Source organism: Nocardia sp. NPDC051787, assembly GCF_040681325.1.
Taxonomy (GTDB): Bacteria; Actinomycetota; Actinomycetes; order Mycobacteriales; family Mycobacteriaceae; genus Nocardia.
On record NZ_JBFAYO010000026.1, the window covers coordinates 16,809 to 35,565 of the forward strand.

Here is an 18,757-nt window from a genome sequence, read left to right on the forward strand (position 1 = left end):
AACGGTGTGCTTGGTGCTTTCCTGCAGGGGGAACCAACAGTACAGCGGTCGGAACGGACCCGGTGGACGAACCCAGTTGTCCGCCGTTCCGGTAAGAAAAGAGAAGGAACAGAATGGCACAGGGAACTGTGAAGTGGTTCAACGCGGAGAAGGGGTTCGGCTTCATCGCGCCCGAGGACGGCTCCGCTGACGTCTTCGTCCACTACTCCGAGATCCAGGGTTCGGGCTTCCGCACCCTCGAGGAGAACCAGAAGGTCGAATTCGAGGTCGGTCAGGGCACCAAGGGCCCGCAGGCCACCGGAGTGCGTGCGCTCAGCTGAGCGGCGCAATGATCCACCCGCTCGTCCCTCACCGCCGGAAACGGGGTGAGGGACGAGCTATATCTGGGGGTAGACACGGCCCGCGCGAACTGGCGGAACGTCCGTCGAGCACGCCGCCGCGCAGAGGTGGCCGAAAGGCAGGGCATACTGATTCGAACTGACGCGCGTACCCTCAGTGGTTCGAGTCGCAAGCACTCGACCACACGCGGCGTCACGGTATAAACGTGTCTGGTGGCGACGTACAGCCGTCGCAGCCGCTTACCCCAGCCGCGCACAGCGGAAACAACGCAGCGCGGGTCGATCAGGAAAGGTGTATTCGCCGGTGGCAACACGAGACCGCGGTGCAGCCGACCAGGGCCGTCCCCTGCGTCGTCTCGTGATCGTCGAGTCCCCGACCAAGGCCCGCAAGATCGCGCCGTACCTCGGTCGTAACTACACGGTCGAGGCGTCGGTCGGTCATATCCGGGATCTGCCGCGGGGCGCGGCCGACGTCCCGGCCAAGTACAAAGGGCAGCCCTGGGCGCGCCTCGGTGTGGACGTGGACAATGATTTCGAGCCCATCTACGTCGTGAGCCCGGACAAGAAGGCCAAGGTCACCGAGCTCAAGAGTCTGCTGAAGGACGCCGACGAGCTCTACCTGGCCACCGACCCCGACCGCGAGGGCGAGGCCATCGCCTGGCATCTGCTCGAGACGCTCAAGCCGAAGGTGCCGGTCCGGCGGATGGTGTTCCACGAGATCACCGAGCCCGCCATCCAGGCCGCCGCGGCGGACACCCGCGAACTCGACAGCGACCTGGTCGACGCCCAGGAGACCCGCCGCATCCTGGACCGGCTGTACGGCTACGAGGTCAGCCCGGTGCTGTGGAAGAAGGTCATGCCGCGGCTGTCGGCGGGCCGCGTGCAGTCGGTGGCCACCCGGGTGATCGTGCGGCGCGAGCGCGAGCGGATGTCGTTCCGTTCGGCGGAGTACTGGGACATCGCCGCCAAACTCGACGCGGGCACCGGCGAGGAAGGCGACACCACCAACCCGAGAGCCTTCGGGGCCCGGCTGGTCACCGTCGATGGCGCCAGAGTCGCTACCGGGCGGGATTTCGGTCCGGACGGCCACCTCAAGGCCACCAACGGCGTCATGGTGCTGGACGAAGGCTACGCGCGACGGCTCGCCGAGGCGCTGGACGGTACCGACCTGGTGGTTTCCTCGGCGGAGGCCAAGCCGTACAGCCGCAAGCCGTATCCGCCGTTCATGACCTCGACGCTGCAGCAGGAGGCGGGGCGGAAGCTGCGTTTCAGCTCCGAGCGGACCATGCGGATCGCGCAGCGGTTGTACGAGAACGGCTACATCACCTACATGCGTACCGACTCGACCACGCTGTCGGAGTCGGCGATCGCCGCGGCCCGTGCGCAGGCGACCCAGCTCTACGGCGCCGAGTACGTGCACCCCACCGCGCGGCAATACAACCGCAAGGTGAAGAACGCCCAAGAGGCGCACGAGGCGATTCGCCCGGCGGGCGATACGTTCGCCACGCCCGGCCAGCTGCACTCGCGGTTGGACAACGACGAGTTCCGCTTGTATGAGCTCATCTGGCAGCGCACCGTCGCCTCGCAGATGGCCGATGCCAAGGGCACCACGCTGACCCTGCGCATCACCGGCGTCGCCGGCACCGGTGAGGAGTGCGTGTTCTCCGCCTCCGGTCGCACCATCACCTTCCCCGGCTTCCTGAAGGCCTACGTGGAGAGTGTGGACGAGGAGGCGGGCGGTCAGTCCGACGACGCCGAATCCCGCCTGCCCGCGCTGGAGGAAGGCCAGGCGGTCACCGCGGTCGAGCTGAATCCCGACGGGCACAGCACGAATCCGCCCGCCCGCTACACCGAGGCGTCGCTGATCAAGACGCTCGAAGAACTGGGCATTGGTCGTCCGTCGACGTATGCGTCCATCATCAAGACGATTCTCGATCGCGGGTACGTGTACAAGCGCGGCAGCGCACTGGTGCCGTCCTGGGTGGCGTTCGCCGTGATCGGCCTGCTGGAAGAACATTTCGGCCGACTGGTCGACTTCGACTTCACCGCGGCCATGGAGGACGATCTCGACGCCATCGCGGGTGGACGCGAACAGCGCGGAAACTGGTTGTCCAGCTTCTACTTCGGCGGCGATCATGGCGTCGAGGGCTCGGTCGCGCGCTCAGGCGGGCTCAAGAAGATGGTCGGCGACCGGCTCGACGACATCGACGCCCGAGAGATCAACTCCATCAAGCTCTTCAGTGATGCCGACGGACGAGACGTCGTCGTCCGGGTCGGGAAGTACGGGCCGTACCTGGAGCGGATGGTCACGAATCCCGATGATCCCGAGGGTGATTCGGTCTCGCAGCGAGCCAATCTGCCGGACGATCTCCCGCCGGACGAGCTGACCCCCGAGGTCGCCGAGAAGTTGTTCGCGACGCCGCAGGAAGGCCGGTCGCTCGGCGTGGACCCCCAGACCGGGCACGAGATCGTCGCCAAGGAAGGACGTTTCGGTCCGTACGTCACCGAGATCCTGCCTGAGCCGCAGGTCGAGGAGGGGCAGGAGCCCGCGAAGAAGAACGCGAAGAAGGCTGCCGCGCCGAAGCCACGTACGGGTTCGCTCTTCAAGTCCATGGAGCTGGCCACCATCACGCTCGACGACGCGCTCGAGTTGCTGTCGCTGCCGCGTGTGGTCGGTACCGATCCGGCCAGCGGTGAGGAGATCACGGCGCAGAACGGACGGTACGGGCCGTATCTGAAGAAGGGCACCGATTCGCGGTCGCTGAACACCGAGGACCAGATCTTCACCGTCACGCTGGAGGAGGCGCTGAAGATCTACGCCGAGCCGAAGCGCCGCGGGCAGGGTTCGAGCTCGGCTCCGCTGCGTGAACTCGGCACCGACTCGGCCTCCGGCAAGCCGATGGTGATCAAGGATGGCCGCTTCGGCCCGTACGTCACCGACGGCGAGACCAACGCGACGCTGCGCAAGGGCGACGAGATCGAGTCGATCACCCCGGAGCGGGCCATGGAGCTGCTCGCCGATCGGCGGGCGCGTGGGCCGGTGAAGAAGGCCGCAAAGAAGACAGCGGCGAAGAAGGCCCCCGCCAAGAAGGCCGCCGCGAAGAAGACGGCCGCCAAGAAGGCGACCACCACCAAGACGGTCGCCAAGAAGACCACGGCGCAGAAGGCGGCCGCGAAGAAGACCGGCGTCGGAAAGGCGTGAATGCCCGAGGCTCGTCTTCGGCCGTAGCGTGAGCGCCATGAGTACCGAACAGGAACGCGAGGATCTGATCGCGATGCTCGCCGACCAGCGCGAGCTCTTCCGCATCACCCTGCGCGGCATCGGTGAGGAGCAAGCGCGGCGGCGCACCACCGTGAGCGAACTGACCCTCGGCGGTCTACTGCATCACCTGACCAACTGCGAACGGCACTGGACCTCGGTGATCGTGCGCCGGGACGAACACGCGGAACTGGACGTCTCGAAGTTCGAGGGTGAGTACGTCATGGCGTCCGACGAGACTGTGTCCGGGTTGCTGGCGGCCTGGGACGAAGTCGCCGCGGCAACGGCCGAGCTGATCCGTTCGGTGGACAGCCTCGACAGCTCGATTCCGACGCCGACGGCGCCGTGGACGCCGGAGCGGATCTGGCAGTCGGTGCGCTATACCGTCCTGCACATTCTGCGGGAGATCGCGCACCATTCCGGGCACGCCGACATCATCCGCGAGGCGCTGGACGGCGCGAACAGTACGCGGCAGCGCGCCTCCTAGCTCGCGGTTCCGATGCGCCGACGCCCGGCGGCGGTGTCGGTGCGGGCGGCTAGGGTGTACGGCGTGGCGGGTGTCTTCGATCGGTTGGTCGGCCAGGAGGCGGTCGAGTCCGAGTTGACGGCTGCCGCCATCGCGGCGCGCGCGGGCGCGGTCGAGGGGGCGATGACGCACTCGTGGTTGTTCACCGGCCCTCCGGGATCGGGCAGATCTGTTGCGGCGCTGTGCTTCGCGGCCGCATTGCAATGCACCGACCCGCAGGCTCCCGGGTGCGGCAGCTGCCACGCCTGCACCACGACCATGGCGGGTACGCACGGCGACGTGCGCCGGGTGGTGCCCGAGGGACTGAGCATCAGCACCAAGGAGATGCGCGAGATCGTGCAGGTCGCCTCGCGCAGGCCGAGTACCGGCCGCTGGCAGGTGGTGGTGATCGAAGATGCCGACCGGTTGACCGAAGCGGCGGGCAACGTGCTGCTCAAGGTGGTCGAGGAGCCGCCGGACCGGACGGTGTTCCTGCTGTGCGCGCCCTCGGTGGATCCGGAGGACATCTCGATCACGCTGCGCTCCCGGTGCAGGCACGTCCACCTGGTGACGCCATCGGTGCCCGCCATCGCGCGGGTGCTCACCGAACGCGACAAGCTCGACGAGAAGACCGCGACCTGGGCGGCCTCCATCAGCGGCGGGCACGTGGGACGTGCCCGCAGGCTCGCCACCGACGAAGAGGCGCGTGCCCGCCGCCAGCGTGCACTGGCCTTGGTCGCCGCGGTCGGCAAGCCCGGAGCGGCCTACGCCGCCGCCGACGAACTGGTGCGCGCGGCCGACGACGAGGCCAAGCAGATGAGCGCCACCCGCGACGAACGCGAGCGAGAAGAACTCGCGACCGCACTGGGCGCGGGCGGCACCGGAAAGGGCGCGGCGAGTGCCACCCGCGGTTCCGCCGGCGTATTGAAGGACCTGGAACGACGGCAGAAATCCCGCGCCACGCGCACCGGCCGCGACGCCCTCGATCGTGCCCTGATCGACGTGGCCGGCGTCTACCGCGACGCGCTTGCCGTCCGGTTCGGCGCCGCCCGCCGTGATTCCGGCATCGAGCTCACCCACCCCGACCTATCCGACCAGATCCACGACCTGGCCGCCCGCGTGCGCCCCGAGGGCCTGCTCCAGTCCATCGAGGCCGTCCTCGCCTGCCGCGCGGCCCTCGACCTGAACGTCAAACCCCGCTTCGCCCTTGCCGCCATGGCCGCAGCCCTGATCGCGGCCCAGGCACAGTGACCGTGACCACCCGTTTTCGCGATCCGGCCCCGAGACGATAGACTCGCTTGGCCGAAAGGCACGCCGCCTTAGCTCAGTCGGTAGAGCGCTTCACTCGTAATGAAAAGGTCGGGGGTTCGATTCCCCCAGGCGGCTCCATCTACCAGCGGAAACTCAGATATTTGCGGGCCGTGATCAGGCCCGATGACACGGAAACGACACGGTTTAGCTTCCGTGTCGGTCCAGAATGGCCGTGAAGTCGGGCGCTTCGTGCGGCTTGTCGATGTAGTGCTTGCGGGCCGCGGGGTGTCGACATCAAGGCCGAAACCGGCTATATGGCATCCGCTACCGGTTGACCGAAGCCGGGTAGCCGTACACGGTGTACCAGACGTACACCCCTCAAAAACTGGGATCTACCAGCGAGAATGAGGGGTGTACCGACCGTACACGGTGTACGCGCGCCCGATGAATCAACGAGCCCTGCCACCTTCCTCCCACGAAGGGGCGGGGTATTCCGTCGGTCTAGAAATAGTCTTTGAGCATCTCGGCGGACCATGGAGCTTGCCGGACCTCTCCACGTGGGCCGAACTCCGCAAACCACGGCTTGATGTCCAGCACTGGAGTGCCGTCTACCGCGTCCAGTTCGGCTACGTGGAGGTCCAGGCCATCTACTCGGAGCAGTCGAGAACGGGATACCCCGAGCCAGTTGAGGCGTCGCATGTTCCGATGCCCGAAGATGCCGACCTTCGGCCATGCGGGGTTGTCGCGGGCACTGCGCGCGCCGAAGTGCAGATCGGTTTGGTCGGTCAGGTGGAACCGGAACACGATTTCGAGGTGGCTGAACGCGTCCAAGCCTTGCACGGACTCTTCGGTGAACCGGGGATCGTCTATGCGGATGATTGCCTGGGTGCCGCCCCAGTGATCGTCTGTAGGTTCGCGACGGCCACCCACCACATGGGCAATCGGCACTACGTCGAATACTTCGTCTGCCATACGACCTTGTCTTACTTCCCGTTGGCGGCTAGATAGTCTGCGGCCCGTTCATCGACCGCGTTCGCACCTGCGATGCGCCGATAAGGCGCCACAGTTGCGCGTATGTCACGAGCAACTTTCCTGGTGCGCCCTGACTGGACACCGTCCATGGTGTCGAGTGCCGAGGTCCAGGTAGCGCACGCCTGTTCCAGTTCACCGCTGCGTGCCTGCACGGTGCCGAGGTAGCCGAGCGTCACCGCGTGAGTCCGGGTGAATGCCGTGGCCTTGCGTTTGCGGACACTGAGCTGGAATTGGTCGGCTGCCCCTGCGAGGTCGCCCGCGTCCCGCAATGCGCAAGCGGTTTCGTGGGCAAGGCTTGCTTCGGAGAAGAAGAACACCCGAGTGGGTTCGTGATCCGAGTCGGAAGCGGCCGCAAGGTCCTGTTCGGCCTGGAGAAGGGCTTTCGCTGACTCGGCGGTCCGACCGGCCGCGCTCAATGCCTTGGCGTGGACAACCTTCAGTAGCGCCCGCTCCCGTGGGCAAGCGGCTCGGTAGCGGTTGCCGTTGACCGAGGCTTCGGCGAGTTGTAGCCCTTGTTCGGGGTGCCCGAGGTCGACGGCTTGGTGTGCCATGGCGCGCAGCACGTGACCGGCCAATGGGGCGTCATCTGCTTCGGCGGCAAGCTGGGTCGATGTGGCGAAGTAGCGCTGTGCGGCGGCGTGTTCGTCGTTGTCGAACGCCATCCAGCCGACCAGGTACGCCATTTCGGCTGCCGTTGCGAACATGTCACGTCGCACAGTCTCGCTGGCAAAAGATCCCTTCAGGTAGCTGGTTACCTCGTTGGTCAGGTACTGAACGACGGCGGTCCGGCCATGCCCGCCGCCAAGTCGCTGATCAAGCTGAGAAAACACGAGCATCACGTCTCGCACGGCGGCTACGTCGGCTTTCCCCACGTGCCGAACGCCGGTTTCCTTGCGTGGCACGCCAGCCGTCACCGGGTCGCCCCAGCTCGGGAGCAAGACGGACGCGGTAAGCGCTGTGGAGTAACCGACACGTAGGAAAGAGCGCCGTTCCACATCAGCCTTTCCGAGGTTGAGCAACGTAGCTACCGGGTCTTGGATGCGACCAAAACGCTTTTCATACCACGCTATGACATCCGGTGTCGGCGTGCGCTGTCCGGTCTCGTAGTAGGCAAGTACGGACTTGCTGTAGTGAATCTGAGTAGCCAGTGCGGCCAGGGACACTCCAGCGGCTTCGCGGGCCGCTCGGAGTTGCGCACCGACGATCGCGGCGTGACTGTCCATATCGCCGAATCTAGCCCGTTGCGGCCGCGAATCCTGCCGGTTGTGGATGCGCTGTGGACATCAATCCGTATTTCTCGGCTCATCTTCCGTGGTCATCTGAATGTGCGCCTGGCAGGGAGTATGGAACCGCAGACGCCGCAAGGCATCCGCTCCCGTCCTCGGGTACCGGTCAGGGGGTCGTCGAGGACCGTTCGCACCCTAAGCCTTTCCGATACGAGTAGAGGTCTTCATGGGCCACATAGCGTTTGGGGACACCCCGGTGTCCCGATGTCACTTCTACCGGCGTGTGTGCGATCTGCCTGCGGTGATCGACCCGCCCGAGCTGGGACGCATCATCATGCGCTCGTCGCACGTCGGGGCACTGACCATGCCTGCGCCTTTGGGTCGCGCTGTCAGAGACGTGATGCGGCGGCGTCGAGATGCGTTGGGGCCGATCGTGGCGCATCCTCGCTCGAACAGGTGGACGTATCTGATCAGACCCGATCTTCCTGAGGACACGAAGCTTTTCGCGGAGTTATTCCGGATCAACGTGTCGATTGTCCGGGAAGGTGGGACGGTCGCGTTGCCCTCGCCCACGGCTGAGTCCGGCGCGGTCCGGCATTGGATCGAAACACCCCGCGATCGGTTCCGTCCGTCCGGACTTCTTGTCGTGGAGTGCATCCGGGCGTGTGGCGGTCCGGGTCGGCGTTGGGCGGTCGCTCATGTCTGACTGCACGGTTCTGCTGTCGCGGTGCCGATGGTGGAAGACAGCAGACGGAACACCGAACGGGCAGCGTGGTTTCGTGACGCACGTCAGGTGCCCGGACTCCCGACATTGCCTGCACCTGGTCCCCTTGGTCGACGGCACGATCGGGGAGCACGAACGCAACATCGGTGGTGTCTGCCCGTGGATCGGCTTCCGGGTGGTTGATGATCGGAGGAATGCGTGATGACTTCTCCGCTGCCGGACGATCCGGATGTGCATCTGTCGGTGTTCCTGCACGGCGCGCGGTTCGACTTCGCGGCCTGCCTCACTGCCGCTCTGATGTTCGTTCAAGAGCATCGGGAACGGCACTACGTCGACGCCGTGAACGTGCTCCCTGATAGCGCTGAGGGCTGGCCGAGGTTGCCGTGTGAACGGCTGTATGTCGAGCGATGATGTTCCTTGCCCGGTGACCGTGCGCGCGCGACACTGACCTGTTCGGACTATGACGAGAAGGAGCTAGGCGTGGGGAATGACGAGCAGTTGATCATGGATCTCGGCGTACCCGTCGAGCAGACCGAATGGGGTAAATGGGTCGACCCGGAACGCCGCAAGGCGCAAGCCCAGAAGTTCATGGACTATGCGGGCATACGTGAGATTCCTTCGGGACCATGGCCGGAAGACTCGGCGGAGGTGAAACGGCTCAACCCCGTTGTCGCGGAGTTGTTCCCGGATTTGGCTACCGCGATGGCTCCCGAGAACGCCGACATGGCCGATGCTTTCATTTGCTTCGTCGGCGAATGCTTCATCAAGTTCGCGGGCGCTGAATGGATCGACTACGACTGGCCCGGCGGAGAATACACGTTCTATGAAGACATAAATCCCGCACTTCTATTCGACACAGACGACGAAGATGAAATCACGGCATGGTACCTGATGAACAGCATGATTGGATACAACCCCGAAGATCACGAAGGGATGTTCTCGGATATGGCCGCAGCCATCCGTGAATATGCGGGCTATCACAACGAGAAGCGCAGCGAAGATTCCAGCGCGTAACGTAGTCATTCACCTTCAGTCAACTGCTTCACGCCTCCGGGGGCGCGGCAATGCCCGAGTACGACAGGGACCGCCATTACTACAACAACAACGAGCGTGGCAGGATATTTGAAAACGGCGCGGCTCAGTACTTTCGCGACCGTGAAAATGGGTACGTCCAGCAGTCGCGAATTTTCAAGGTCCCGAATGTAGGTAATATTAAGTTCGACAAGATCAGAGACGACCGAGGGCTGATCTTCGCGGTTGAAGAGAAGTCCGGGAGGATGGAGAGTAAGAAGGATAAGAAGCAGCTGGAGGTTGTTCGAGCGCTTCTCGACAAGGGTGAAATACAGCAACACGTACTACGGACCGTCGAGGGCGAATACAGGTCCCCGGAAGTGCAGAAGCTTATAGATGGCTTGGTCCGCGACTTCAAGGAAAAGTTCACGCATCAAATCATCCCCCGACACGTTGCACGCGAGATTTGGGCAATTGGACTACAAAGGGAAGCAGGTAAGCAGCTCGAATTGCCCGGTGTCCGCGAGAAGGCGGGGCAGGAAAAGGCTCAGGAGCTACGAAAGCGGCGCGATAAAATCGCATTGCTGGCGCGAGCGCGTGCGCGAGCCGAAAAATTCGCGAAGATGCTGCGGTTCCGGGAAGGTGCCACGCGTGGCAGGGCGGATGCCCCGCAGAAGATCGAACGTGATCGGCAAGCGCGAGAAGAAGCCGAGCGAGCCAGACAAGCACGCGAAACCGATGAGCGTGGACGGGTTGAACGGGCGGCTGCCGAACGGGTGGCGGTGGAATTCCCGGTGCCCGAACAGTTTCAGGAATGGGAAGCCGTCGACGCGGGGGAACAGGCGGCCCGGGACGTGGCCGATGCTGCCAGCCTGGAACGCGCAGCAGCCGACGCCCGCACGGCGGAGGAGAAAGCTCGCGAACAAGCCCGCATTGAGCGTGAGGCAGCCGACAACAAGGAACGCGCAGAAGAACTGGCGCGACGGCAAGGGCGGGGAGTGCCCCCGGAAGTGGTGAAGCTTCTCGGGCTCGGGCAAGCGCAACCACCGTCAGCGGCGGTGCGGGAGCCACCGGGGCAAGCTCCGCAGGTGCAGCGCGGCGGCACCGGCTACGGGCAGGAACGCAGCCGAGGAATCACCCGAGACCGGTGAGGAATCATCTGTACCCGGGCACACACGCGTGGACAAAAATAAGTGGCACCGAGCGCATTAGATAAGGTTCCTGGCTCTGAGCCATGTATCCCAGTCTGCTAAGGCAGCATTGGCCAGATCAAGCGCGTCATGAACAGTGCCATTATTGCCACGATAGTCCAGGTGTGTTGGGTTGCTCCTCCAGTGCTTTCGAGGTGTGTGACTGTGCCGTCGCTATGAATTTCCGCGGCTGCTGGCGGGGCAAAGATGGTAACGCCTTGGGTCACAATCTGTGCATGTTGCCCACCCGCAGTACGTGCCTGTCCGTGCAGGTGCAAATGCTTGATCCCGTTGGCTATATCAGCGCATGCCGCAAGCGCGATTGAGCGATTGATTAGCCTCTCGACGGCCCGGCCGTAACGCCTTTTTGGCCCACCGAACTTTATCCAATCCTTCAGCTTGTAGGCTTCTTCGAAGAAGCGGTAAAGCGCATCGCGGGCCTCGTCCGAGCCTACATCTGTCGCCGTGCCGCACAGTACCGTAAGGCGTTTGTGCGCCCTATGCATGCGTGCGTACTGATCACGCCATCCTTCATTCAGCATGAGGATCTCCTAAGTACTCCGCGCGGCGGCGAAGAGAGCCAGAGTAGATGAACAGAGAAAAGCCGTCAAACTCCCGGCCTCTTGGATCGCTCCAGACGGTCCGCAAGCTGAGCCGGGACTCGGCTCTCAAGCTCGAACTGATACCACCACAGTAAGCATGCGCGCCATCCCGGTCTTCAGCCCCACGAATATCTCTCATTCAGTGCAAGCATCAGACTGGTCGCAACCATCACGGCGATGATCGCGTTATCGCGTGTAAAGTGTTCCGGATGCGCCTGATGAATGGTTACATGCCGAGATAGCGCTTCCGGGCGCGGTTTGGGGCTTTTGGGGCTCCATTCCGTCAATAGGTTGACTACCGGCCCGACGCCGAGCACGTACCGTAGCTGATTGGCGCTGAATGCTGCATCCAGGTTCTTAACAACACATACGCTCTTGGCCTTGTTGTGCTTGCCGTCGATATGGGCGGTGATGAGCGTGTCACAGATGCTGATGCAAAGCGCCTGCGCCGCCTCGAAATGGTTCTCTCTCAGTGCTCGAATGGCTCTGCGGATCAAGGGCCGCAGCGCCACTACCTCATCTCCGAGCGGCTCGTCCAGCGCCTCGGCACAATCGTCCAATATTTCCGGAGTGCGCGCTACGAGTACTGCTACGCGTCCAGCACGGTCGGGCTCTGCGACGAGTTCGGATACGATTTCTCCGCGAGGAATGTAGACGATGGGTATGCCCTCTTCTTCGACGATCTGCTTCGCGAGCGCGAAGTCCGGAGGGTCATCTGGCCAGTTATGCGGCCATCTCTTCGCGAGCTCCTCAAGTATTCCGCCGATATCCGGCAATTCTATTTTCGGAATTCGCAGCGTGAGCAAATCCTTCGACAGCAGAGCTGCCGTGTCGATGACCGGCACAATGCTCATGTCGAGCTTCAGCAGGTTCCTCGTGACGCTATTTAGCGCGCTGGCCTGCATCATCCGGATGCTCGCGGAATCCGAGAACAGATCTGGCACCCCGAGCTTCCCCGGTCCATACTCCGCCGCTGAAAGGATCGGTGGTATGCCTTTGCCTATCAAGTCCGCAACCGGAAACGAGCGCTTCAGATCAGTAAACCCTGAGATATTAAACGACGGACCGACCAATTTGCTAAGGTCCGGCAATTTCATTCTCTGGAACACGGTCTCCCGGAGGTGCTGCGTAGCAGCAGCATTGATCACTCGCATAAAGCTGTCATCGAAGCCCCGCCGACCGGTCACGCGCAAACACTACATGACCACAGGTGGCGACGCGTCAGCATTTCCGTCAGCGTACACAGGAGGCCTCGGAATCCGTATACACCGCGATCCACGGAGCGGTGCGGTGTGCCGTGGTGTTGGGGTGGGGAGTGGTCCCCGCCCGGACTCTAACTATTCGTCCCGTATAGCAAGAGCGAGACGGCTAGGGTCCCAAGGGTGCCCGCACGGTCGCTGTGGGCCAAGTCTTAGCGGGGACGGGGCCAGGGGACCTGACGCTAGGTACTTGACAGATCCTTCAGGTGAGAAGCCTGTCGGCCGGATTCTACCTGCGACACGCTAACGACACGTTTTCGGTGAATGCCGACCGGATTCGATGGGAAGAGACCGGTACCGCATTCCGCTGAGCTCCGCTGGTAGTGGGCACGATTGGGAATCGTTGCTAATGGTGTGCTGGCGACGATCCGTAAAGAAAAGGTCGGGGGTTCGATTCCCGCAGGCGGCTCCATACTTCCGGGGTTCCGGGGCCGGTGGCGACACCGTTGGTCTCGGACGGCCCGTTCAACCCCCCGCCACCGCATCACGCTGCAGCACGTCTTGGCATATTTTGTCGCAACGACCTGCAACGCAGCAGCAGCTGGCGCATCTTCCCGCGCGGTGACGTACAGGCACGCATCGTGAAGGCGCTGTCGGCGTGTCTCGATATCACGTGTGCCGGGTGCTCATGTTTCGCTGCCGCTGTTCCCGAGGAGGCGGTTGCCATCGGTACGAGTTCATTCGGCTTCCGGATGACGCTCGAACGGCAGCGCTGAGTAACACTGCGGTAACGGCCGAAGCGGAGCCCGCGATGGTATTGGCGGTACGCCTCAGCGGACCGAAACCCTAAGAGAGAAAGGAGGATTCGAGATGACTCGAATCACTCGGCTCACCATCGGCGCGCTGTTGACCGTCGCTGTGCTGTCACCCGCTGCGACCGCGCAGGCCGAGATTCCGCAGCCTATTCCGTCCGTGTCCTTGGTGGGCGCCGACGATAGCGGCTTGTCCAGCGGTTCGGCGGGGCTCCAAAAGCAGGTCGTATGCACGATCATCAAGCTGGTGCTTATGAACCAGGGCCCCGAGTTCTGCCGGTAGAACCTCGAGGGCGCGTCCGCGAACCGATCGCCAGCGCCACGGCTCACACCCCGAACAGTCGGTGCCCCTTGGCGAGGCTACGGCACACGGGGCCAACGCCTCTCACATGCGGAATCGTGTGCGGGGGCCTTTGCTGGTCGACATGAGGTCGCCGAACCCCGAACGAAATCCAGGCCGGCCCGGAAGGGCCGGCCTGGAACTCGTCGATAAGATCAGGCGAGGTCGAACCGGTCGTTGTTGACCACCTTCACCCACGCGGCGACGAAGTCGTTCGCGAACCGTTCCTTGGCATCATGCTGTGCGTACACCTCGGCCAGCGCACGCAGCACCGAGTGCGACCCGAAGATCAGGTCGTTGGCGGTGGCCGTCCACTTGGCCTGGCCGGAGGACCGGTCGAAGCCTTCGTAGACGTTCTCCGCCGACTCGGACGGCTTCCACTCCGTGTTCTGGTCGAGGAGGTTGACGAAGAAGTCGTTCGACAACACACCTGGGCGGTCGGTGAACACGCCGTGTTCGGTGCCGCCGTAGTTGGCGCCCAAGGCGCGCATGCCGCCGATGAGCACTGTCAGCTCCGGTGCGGTCAGGTCCAGCATGTACGCCCGGTCGAGCAGCAGACGCTCCAGCGGAGCCTTCTCGCCGGTCCGCACATAGTTACGGAACCCGTCGGCCCGCGGTTCGAGCACCGCGAACGACTCCACATCGGTGTTCTCCTGCGTCGTGTCCGTCCGCCCCGGTGCGAACGGCACCGTGAGGTCGTGCCCCGCGTCCTTGGCCGCCTTCTCGACCGCCGCGGACCCGGCCAGGATGATCAGGTCGGCAAGGGAGACCTTCTTGCCGCCGGAGGCCGAGCTGTTGAAGTCCTGCTGGATCTGCTCGAGCACCGGCAGTACCTTGTCCAGCTCGGCAGGCTCGTTGACCTCCCAGTTCTTCTGCGGCTCGAGGCGGATCCGAGCGCCGTTGGCGCCGCCGCGCTTGTCGGTGCTGCGGAAGCTGGCCGCCGATGACCAGGCGGTCTTGACCAGCTGCGCAACAGACAGGCCGGACTCGAGGACCTTGCTCTTCAGCGCCGCGATGTCCTGCTCGTCGACCAGCTCGTGGTCGACGTCGGGAACCGGATCCTGCCACAGCTGCGGCTCGGGAACCCACGGCCCGAGGTAGCGGCTGATCGGTCCCATGTCGCGGTGCAGCAGCTTGTACCACGCCTTGGCGAACGCCTCGGACAGCTCCTCGGGGTGATCCAGCCAGCGACGGGTGACCTCCCGGTAGATGGGGTCTTCCCGCAGCGCCAGGTCCGTGGTCAGCATGGTCGGGGTACGTGCGGGACCACCGAACGGATCCGGGATGGCACCCTCGCCCGCGCCGTCCTTCGGCTTCCACTGCCATGCTCCGGCGGGGCTCTTGGTCAGCTCCCACTCGTAGCCGTACAGGTTTTGCAGGAAGCCGTTGCCCCACTTGGTCGGGGTGGCTGTCCAGACGACCTCCAGGCCGCTGGTGATGGCGTCCTTACCTTTGCCGGTGCCGTAGGCGCTCTTCCAGCCAAGGCCCTGCTGCTCGAGCGGGGCGGCTTCCGGTTCGGCGCCGACCAGGCCGGCATCGCCGGCACCGTGGGTCTTGCCGAAGCTGTGGCCGCCGACGATCAGTGCGGCGGTCTCCACGTCGTTCATCGCCATGCGGCCGAACGTCTCGCGGATATCCCGCGCCGCGGCCACCGGATCCGGCTGACCGTTGGGCCCTTCGGGGTTCACGTAGATCAGGCCCATCTGGACGGCACCGAGCGGACTCGCCAGATCACGGTCACCGCTGTAGCGCTCGTCGCCGAGCCAGGTGTCCTCCGGACCCCAGAAGACCTCTTCCGGCTCCCAGATGTCCGGGCGGCCGAAGCCGAAGCCGAACGTCGTGAACCCCATCGACTCCAAGGCCACGTTGCCGGCGAAGACGAGCAGGTCGGCCCAGGAGATTTTGTTGCCGTACTTCTGCTTGACCGGCCACAGCAGCCTGCGAGCCTTGTCCAGGTTGGCGTTGTCCGGCCAGCTGTTGAGCGGTGCGAAGCGCTGGGCGCCCTGACCGCCGCCGCCGCGGCCGTCGGCGATGCGGTAGGTACCGGCGGCGTGCCAGCTCATCCGGATGAACAGGCCGCCGTAGTTGCCGTAGTCGGCGGGCCACCAGTCCTGCGAATCGGTCAGGACCGCGGCGACGTCGGCCTTGAGGTCATCGACGTCGAGTTTCTTGAATTCTTCGGCGTAGTCGAAGTCCTCACCCAGCGGGTTGGCCTTGGACGAGTGGGCGTGCAGCACCGAGACATCGATCTGCTCGGGCCACCAGTCCTTGTTGCTGCGGGGGCGATGCTCCGTCTTCGCGGTCGGGGACGGGATGGCCGGGTTCTCGCTCTCGCTCGCGCTCTGAGTTCTGGTGTCAGGATTGGGTGGGCGGCTATCGGATGACACGGCATTCCTTCCTGAATGAGTGATGGGCTGCGATCACGGGTGCGATCGGGAAGCCTGGGATTCCACACAGTCGGGACACAGGCCCCAGTAGATGACCTCGGCCTCGTCGATCGAGAAGCCGTGGTCATCGGACGCGGTCAGACATGGGGCCGCGCCGACGGTGCAATCGACATCGGCAATCACCTCGCATGCCCGGCATACGACATGGTGGTGGTTGTCGCCGACCCGCGACTCGTAACGTGCCACGGAGCCGGACGGCTGAATACGCCGGACCAGGCCGGCGGCGGTGAGCGCGTTCAGCGAGTCGTACACCGTCTGGTGGGACACGTCGGGCAGACCGGATCGCACGGCGCGGATGATCGAATCCGTGTCGGCGTGCGGGTGGTCGTGCACCGCGCTCAGCACCGCGACCCGGGGACGGGTCACGCGCAGCGAAACTCCCCGCAGCATCTGCTGAAACTCCGAGGCTGTTGCCACGGAAGGAAGTCTTGTCCCTTTTCTGGAACGAGTCAAGAGTCTGTTGCCGAGCGGTTCCTGTGGGCCGAGTTGTCAGGATGCCCAGGGGCCGATGCCGCCGACCTTGTCGATGCGGATGCGGGTGAGGTAGCCGGGCGGAGCGTCTTCCGGTGGGAACTTCGCAGTCGGGCTGGCCAAGGTCTTGGCCAGTTCGGTGAGCAGTTCGGGCGCGCCGCCCTCGACGACGCGCGCGGTGCCGGTGATCGACAAATACGGGCGCATCACCTCGCCGCGTTCGGGCGAGAGGATGGTGACCGCGACGCGCGGGTCACGGCGGACGTTGCGAATCTTCTGGTACACGCCGAGATGGGCGGTGACTAGCTCGTCGCCGTCCGGCGTGGATTGCACGGCCACCCAGACGACGGATACCTGAGGGCTGCCGTCGGGGTTGATGGTGACCAGCGTTGCGTCGGCGCCGGAACCGATGAGTGCGCGAGCGTCGTCGTCGAGTTTCATGTGTTGTTCTACCGCTCGACCACCGCATTCATTCCCGGTCCTGCCGGCCATTGGTCGGACAGGTATGGGTGCACCAAAGGGCGAAATCGACTGCCCCGATTGCGCGATTACGTGACGACGAACGTTCCCTTGCCGGGCATGTGCGGATAGTTGGTCGCGATCAGCACTTCGGCTCGGCCGAGACCCGAGGGGATGGTGAGCGGTACCCAGTGGCCGTGGACATTCTCGCCGGATGGCGTATCGTCGCTCACCCAGACCGGTGGGAGGCCGCCGAACTCGCCGGTATCGGAATCTCGCCAATACACCGTGATCTCTACGTGGCAGGAGCCACCTGGGAAGGCGGGGGTGAAGACGAACTCCGGGCGGATCCATAGCGTTGGATTGTCGGAGGAGTTGCGGGCGGGATCGTACTGCGCCGCAATCATTCCGATGCCGGTACCGCCGCCACCACAGAGGGTGCGTGCCGGTGTGACGCCTATGGGAATCGCGGACGAAGTCGGAGCGGTCAGCGCGAGTGCCCCAGCGGCCAAAGCCACTGCTGTCATTCCGCGATAGCCCTTCACCGTTGCTCCACTCTGTTGTAGGGGCCGAACTACCTGCCCATGTGTCGCTCGAGATTCGCAGAATGTTAACCACCGTGCGCGGGATCGACGTCCGCCTCTTGCTGTCGATGGGAAGAGGGCTACCGCGAGCGGGATCGGGTAAGCCGAAGGGGCGCAAGCCGTTACTCCTGGGCCGGGCGCCGTTGACCGACCCAGGAGAACGTCTTCCGTCCAGCGCGCGGCGGCGGTGGATCAGCCGGCGGCTGCGGAACGCAGGTGGACGCGCTCGGCGATGCTCGCCAATTCCGCGTTGAAGCGGTCGGCGGCTTCGATATTGCCCAGGTGGCCAGTGGGCCACACGTGGTACGCGGCGAGATGACCGGCGTCGCGGAGCGCGTCGGCGATCCGGCGTGACATGCGCTCGGGCAGCAACCGATCGTGCATGCCCGCGATCACCGTGGTCGGCACCGTGAGCGACGCGGCGGCCTCGGCGAGATCGATGTCGGCGAGCGCGGCGGCGTGCCTGCCGCGGGTGAGCGGCCGGCAGGACCGCACGATGCCGAGGGCGAACTCCACTTGGTCCGCGGTGGCCTGCTCGGTCATCACGCGCGCCTTGAGCAGCGCGCTCGCCGGCCAACCGCCCGGCAGTGGCACCGGGGCGGTGAGCAAGGTCTCGGCGACGATCATCGGCATCCGTACGGTGGCGCCGAGTACGGTGATCGGCCGGTCGGCCAAGGTCAGCGGCTTGTTCAGCAGCGGAAGCAGATCGGTGTCGTAGCGGATATTGCCCGAGCTGGTGTTCAGCAGTACGGCCGCGGCGGCCTGCCGCCGCACCTGGTCCGGGTAGGCGGAAGCCCACGCCTGCACGGTGATTCCGCCCATGCTGTGCCCGACGAGCACCGCGCGCCGACCCGGGCGCAGCGTGGCGGACAGAACGGCGGACAGGTCGTCGGCCAGCGTTTGCTTGCCCGGCGCGGACTTGCCGAGTTCGCTCGCGCCGTGACCGCGCTGGTCGTAGCAGACCACTCGATATCGGTCGGCGAAGGCGTTGATCTGCGGATTCCAGTACTCGATGCTGCAGCTCCAGCCGTGGATGAGGACGATGACGTCGGCATCGGCGGAACCGTAGGCGTGCACCCGAAGGCGAGCGCCGTCCTTGGTGGTGACCGGGATGACCGCACAGGGGGCGGTGGGGGCGTTCAGAGACGCGGTCCGGAAGGTGCGGGACCGCAGTCCGGCACGGTAAGCGGCTGTGAGCGCGCCGTTGCGCGCGTCCGCCAGCGTCCTCATCGACTTCACCAGCATCGAGCACTCCTTTGTGTCCTCCGTCACCGTACAGTGCTAGCAAGATGCTTGCTAGTGCTAGC

At 64.5% G+C, this 18,757-nt stretch carries 17 protein-coding genes and 1 tRNA gene; 9 read left to right on the forward strand and 9 right to left on the reverse strand.

The genetic code is table 11. The annotated features are described in order from the left end of the window. The first annotated feature begins 113 nt into the window (after positions 1–113). The 5 genes from AB0M45_RS24665 to AB0M45_RS24685 all read left to right on the forward strand — a co-directional run bounded on the left by AB0M45_RS24665 (position 114) and on the right by AB0M45_RS24685 (position 5,491). On the forward strand, positions 114–320 hold the full coding sequence (locus AB0M45_RS24665) for a cold-shock protein (RefSeq protein WP_011206895.1): 207 nt from the start codon (positions 114–116) through the stop codon (positions 318–320). A 376-nt stretch (positions 321–696) separates the two neighbouring features. Continuing rightward, the gene (gene topA / locus AB0M45_RS24670) at positions 697–3,540 is read left to right on the forward strand and encodes a type I DNA topoisomerase (protein WP_364333836.1); all 2,844 of its coding nucleotides are present in this window, start codon (positions 697–699) and stop codon (positions 3,538–3,540) included. A gap of 37 nt (positions 3,541–3,577) precedes the next feature. Beyond that, the gene (locus AB0M45_RS24675) at positions 3,578–4,084 is read left to right on the forward strand and encodes a DUF664 domain-containing protein (protein WP_364333627.1); all 507 of its coding nucleotides are present in this window, start codon (positions 3,578–3,580) and stop codon (positions 4,082–4,084) included. A 63-nt stretch (positions 4,085–4,147) separates the two neighbouring features. Continuing rightward, positions 4,148–5,353, forward strand: coding sequence for a DNA polymerase III subunit delta' (locus AB0M45_RS24680; protein ID WP_364333630.1), 1,206 nt, complete (start codon positions 4,148–4,150; stop codon positions 5,351–5,353). 62 nt (positions 5,354–5,415) lie between these two features. Next, positions 5,416–5,491: transfer RNA gene (locus AB0M45_RS24685), tRNA-Thr, on the forward strand. Positions 5,492–5,854: 363 nt separating this feature from the next. Here the strand turns inward: AB0M45_RS24685 and AB0M45_RS24690 are convergent. Both AB0M45_RS24690 and AB0M45_RS24695 read right to left on the reverse strand, forming a co-directional pair. Beyond that, positions 5,855–6,325, reverse strand: coding sequence for an SAM-dependent methyltransferase (locus AB0M45_RS24690; RefSeq protein WP_364333633.1), 471 nt, complete (start codon positions 6,323–6,325; stop codon positions 5,855–5,857). An 11-nt stretch (positions 6,326–6,336) separates the two neighbouring features. Beyond that, positions 6,337–7,608 carry a helix-turn-helix transcriptional regulator gene (locus AB0M45_RS24695; RefSeq protein WP_364333636.1) on the reverse strand — a complete coding sequence of 424 codons (1,272 nt, stop codon included), beginning with the start codon at positions 7,606–7,608 and terminating at the stop codon, positions 6,337–6,339. Positions 7,609–8,536: 928 nt separating this feature from the next. On the opposite strand from AB0M45_RS24695, the gene AB0M45_RS24700 reads away from it, so the two are divergent. From AB0M45_RS24700 to AB0M45_RS24710, 3 genes are all read left to right on the forward strand, one after another. After that, a complete protein-coding gene (locus AB0M45_RS24700; RefSeq protein WP_280294631.1) occupies positions 8,537–8,746 on the forward strand; it encodes a hypothetical protein in 210 nt (69 codons plus the stop codon). Between the two features lie 69 nt (positions 8,747–8,815). After that, positions 8,816–9,349 (forward strand): hypothetical protein, encoded by a 534-nt coding sequence (locus AB0M45_RS24705; RefSeq protein WP_364333640.1) that lies wholly within the window; start codon positions 8,816–8,818, stop codon positions 9,347–9,349. Between the two features lie 50 nt (positions 9,350–9,399). Further along, entirely contained in the window at positions 9,400–10,497 is a 1,098-nt protein-coding gene (locus AB0M45_RS24710; protein WP_364333643.1) for a hypothetical protein, read from the forward strand. 98 nt (positions 10,498–10,595) lie between these two features. Here AB0M45_RS24710 and AB0M45_RS24715 read toward each other — a convergent pair whose 3' ends face one another. Then, positions 10,596–11,078 (reverse strand): hypothetical protein, encoded by a 483-nt coding sequence (locus tag AB0M45_RS24715; RefSeq protein ID WP_364333646.1) that lies wholly within the window; start codon positions 11,076–11,078, stop codon positions 10,596–10,598. 176 nt (positions 11,079–11,254) lie between these two features. Continuing rightward, on the reverse strand, positions 11,255–12,325 hold the full coding sequence (locus tag AB0M45_RS24720) for a hypothetical protein (protein ID WP_364333649.1): 1,071 nt from the start codon (positions 12,323–12,325) through the stop codon (positions 11,255–11,257). Between the two features lie 882 nt (positions 12,326–13,207). On the opposite strand from AB0M45_RS24720, the gene AB0M45_RS24725 reads away from it, so the two are divergent. Continuing rightward, a complete protein-coding gene (locus AB0M45_RS24725) occupies positions 13,208–13,432 on the forward strand; it encodes a hypothetical protein (RefSeq protein ID WP_364333652.1) in 225 nt (74 codons plus the stop codon). A 212-nt stretch (positions 13,433–13,644) separates the two neighbouring features. Here AB0M45_RS24725 and katG read toward each other — a convergent pair whose 3' ends face one another. From katG to AB0M45_RS24750, 5 genes are all read right to left on the reverse strand, one after another. Further along, on the reverse strand, positions 13,645–15,876 hold the full coding sequence (gene katG / locus AB0M45_RS24730; RefSeq protein WP_364333655.1) for a catalase/peroxidase HPI: 2,232 nt from the start codon (positions 15,874–15,876) through the stop codon (positions 13,645–13,647). Between the two features lie 33 nt (positions 15,877–15,909). Next, positions 15,910–16,353, reverse strand: a complete 444-nt coding sequence (locus AB0M45_RS24735) for a Fur family transcriptional regulator (RefSeq protein WP_364333658.1) — start codon at positions 16,351–16,353, stop codon at positions 15,910–15,912. A 72-nt stretch (positions 16,354–16,425) separates the two neighbouring features. Further along, positions 16,426–16,848 (reverse strand): PPOX class F420-dependent oxidoreductase, encoded by a 423-nt coding sequence (locus AB0M45_RS24740; RefSeq protein ID WP_364333661.1) that lies wholly within the window; start codon positions 16,846–16,848, stop codon positions 16,426–16,428. 107 nt (positions 16,849–16,955) lie between these two features. Then, a complete protein-coding gene (locus AB0M45_RS24745) occupies positions 16,956–17,393 on the reverse strand; it encodes a hypothetical protein (RefSeq protein WP_364333664.1) in 438 nt (145 codons plus the stop codon). A 249-nt stretch (positions 17,394–17,642) separates the two neighbouring features. After that, positions 17,643–18,722 (reverse strand): alpha/beta hydrolase, encoded by a 1,080-nt coding sequence (locus tag AB0M45_RS24750; protein ID WP_364333667.1) that lies wholly within the window; start codon positions 18,720–18,722, stop codon positions 17,643–17,645. Positions 18,723–18,757 lie beyond the last annotated feature (35 nt).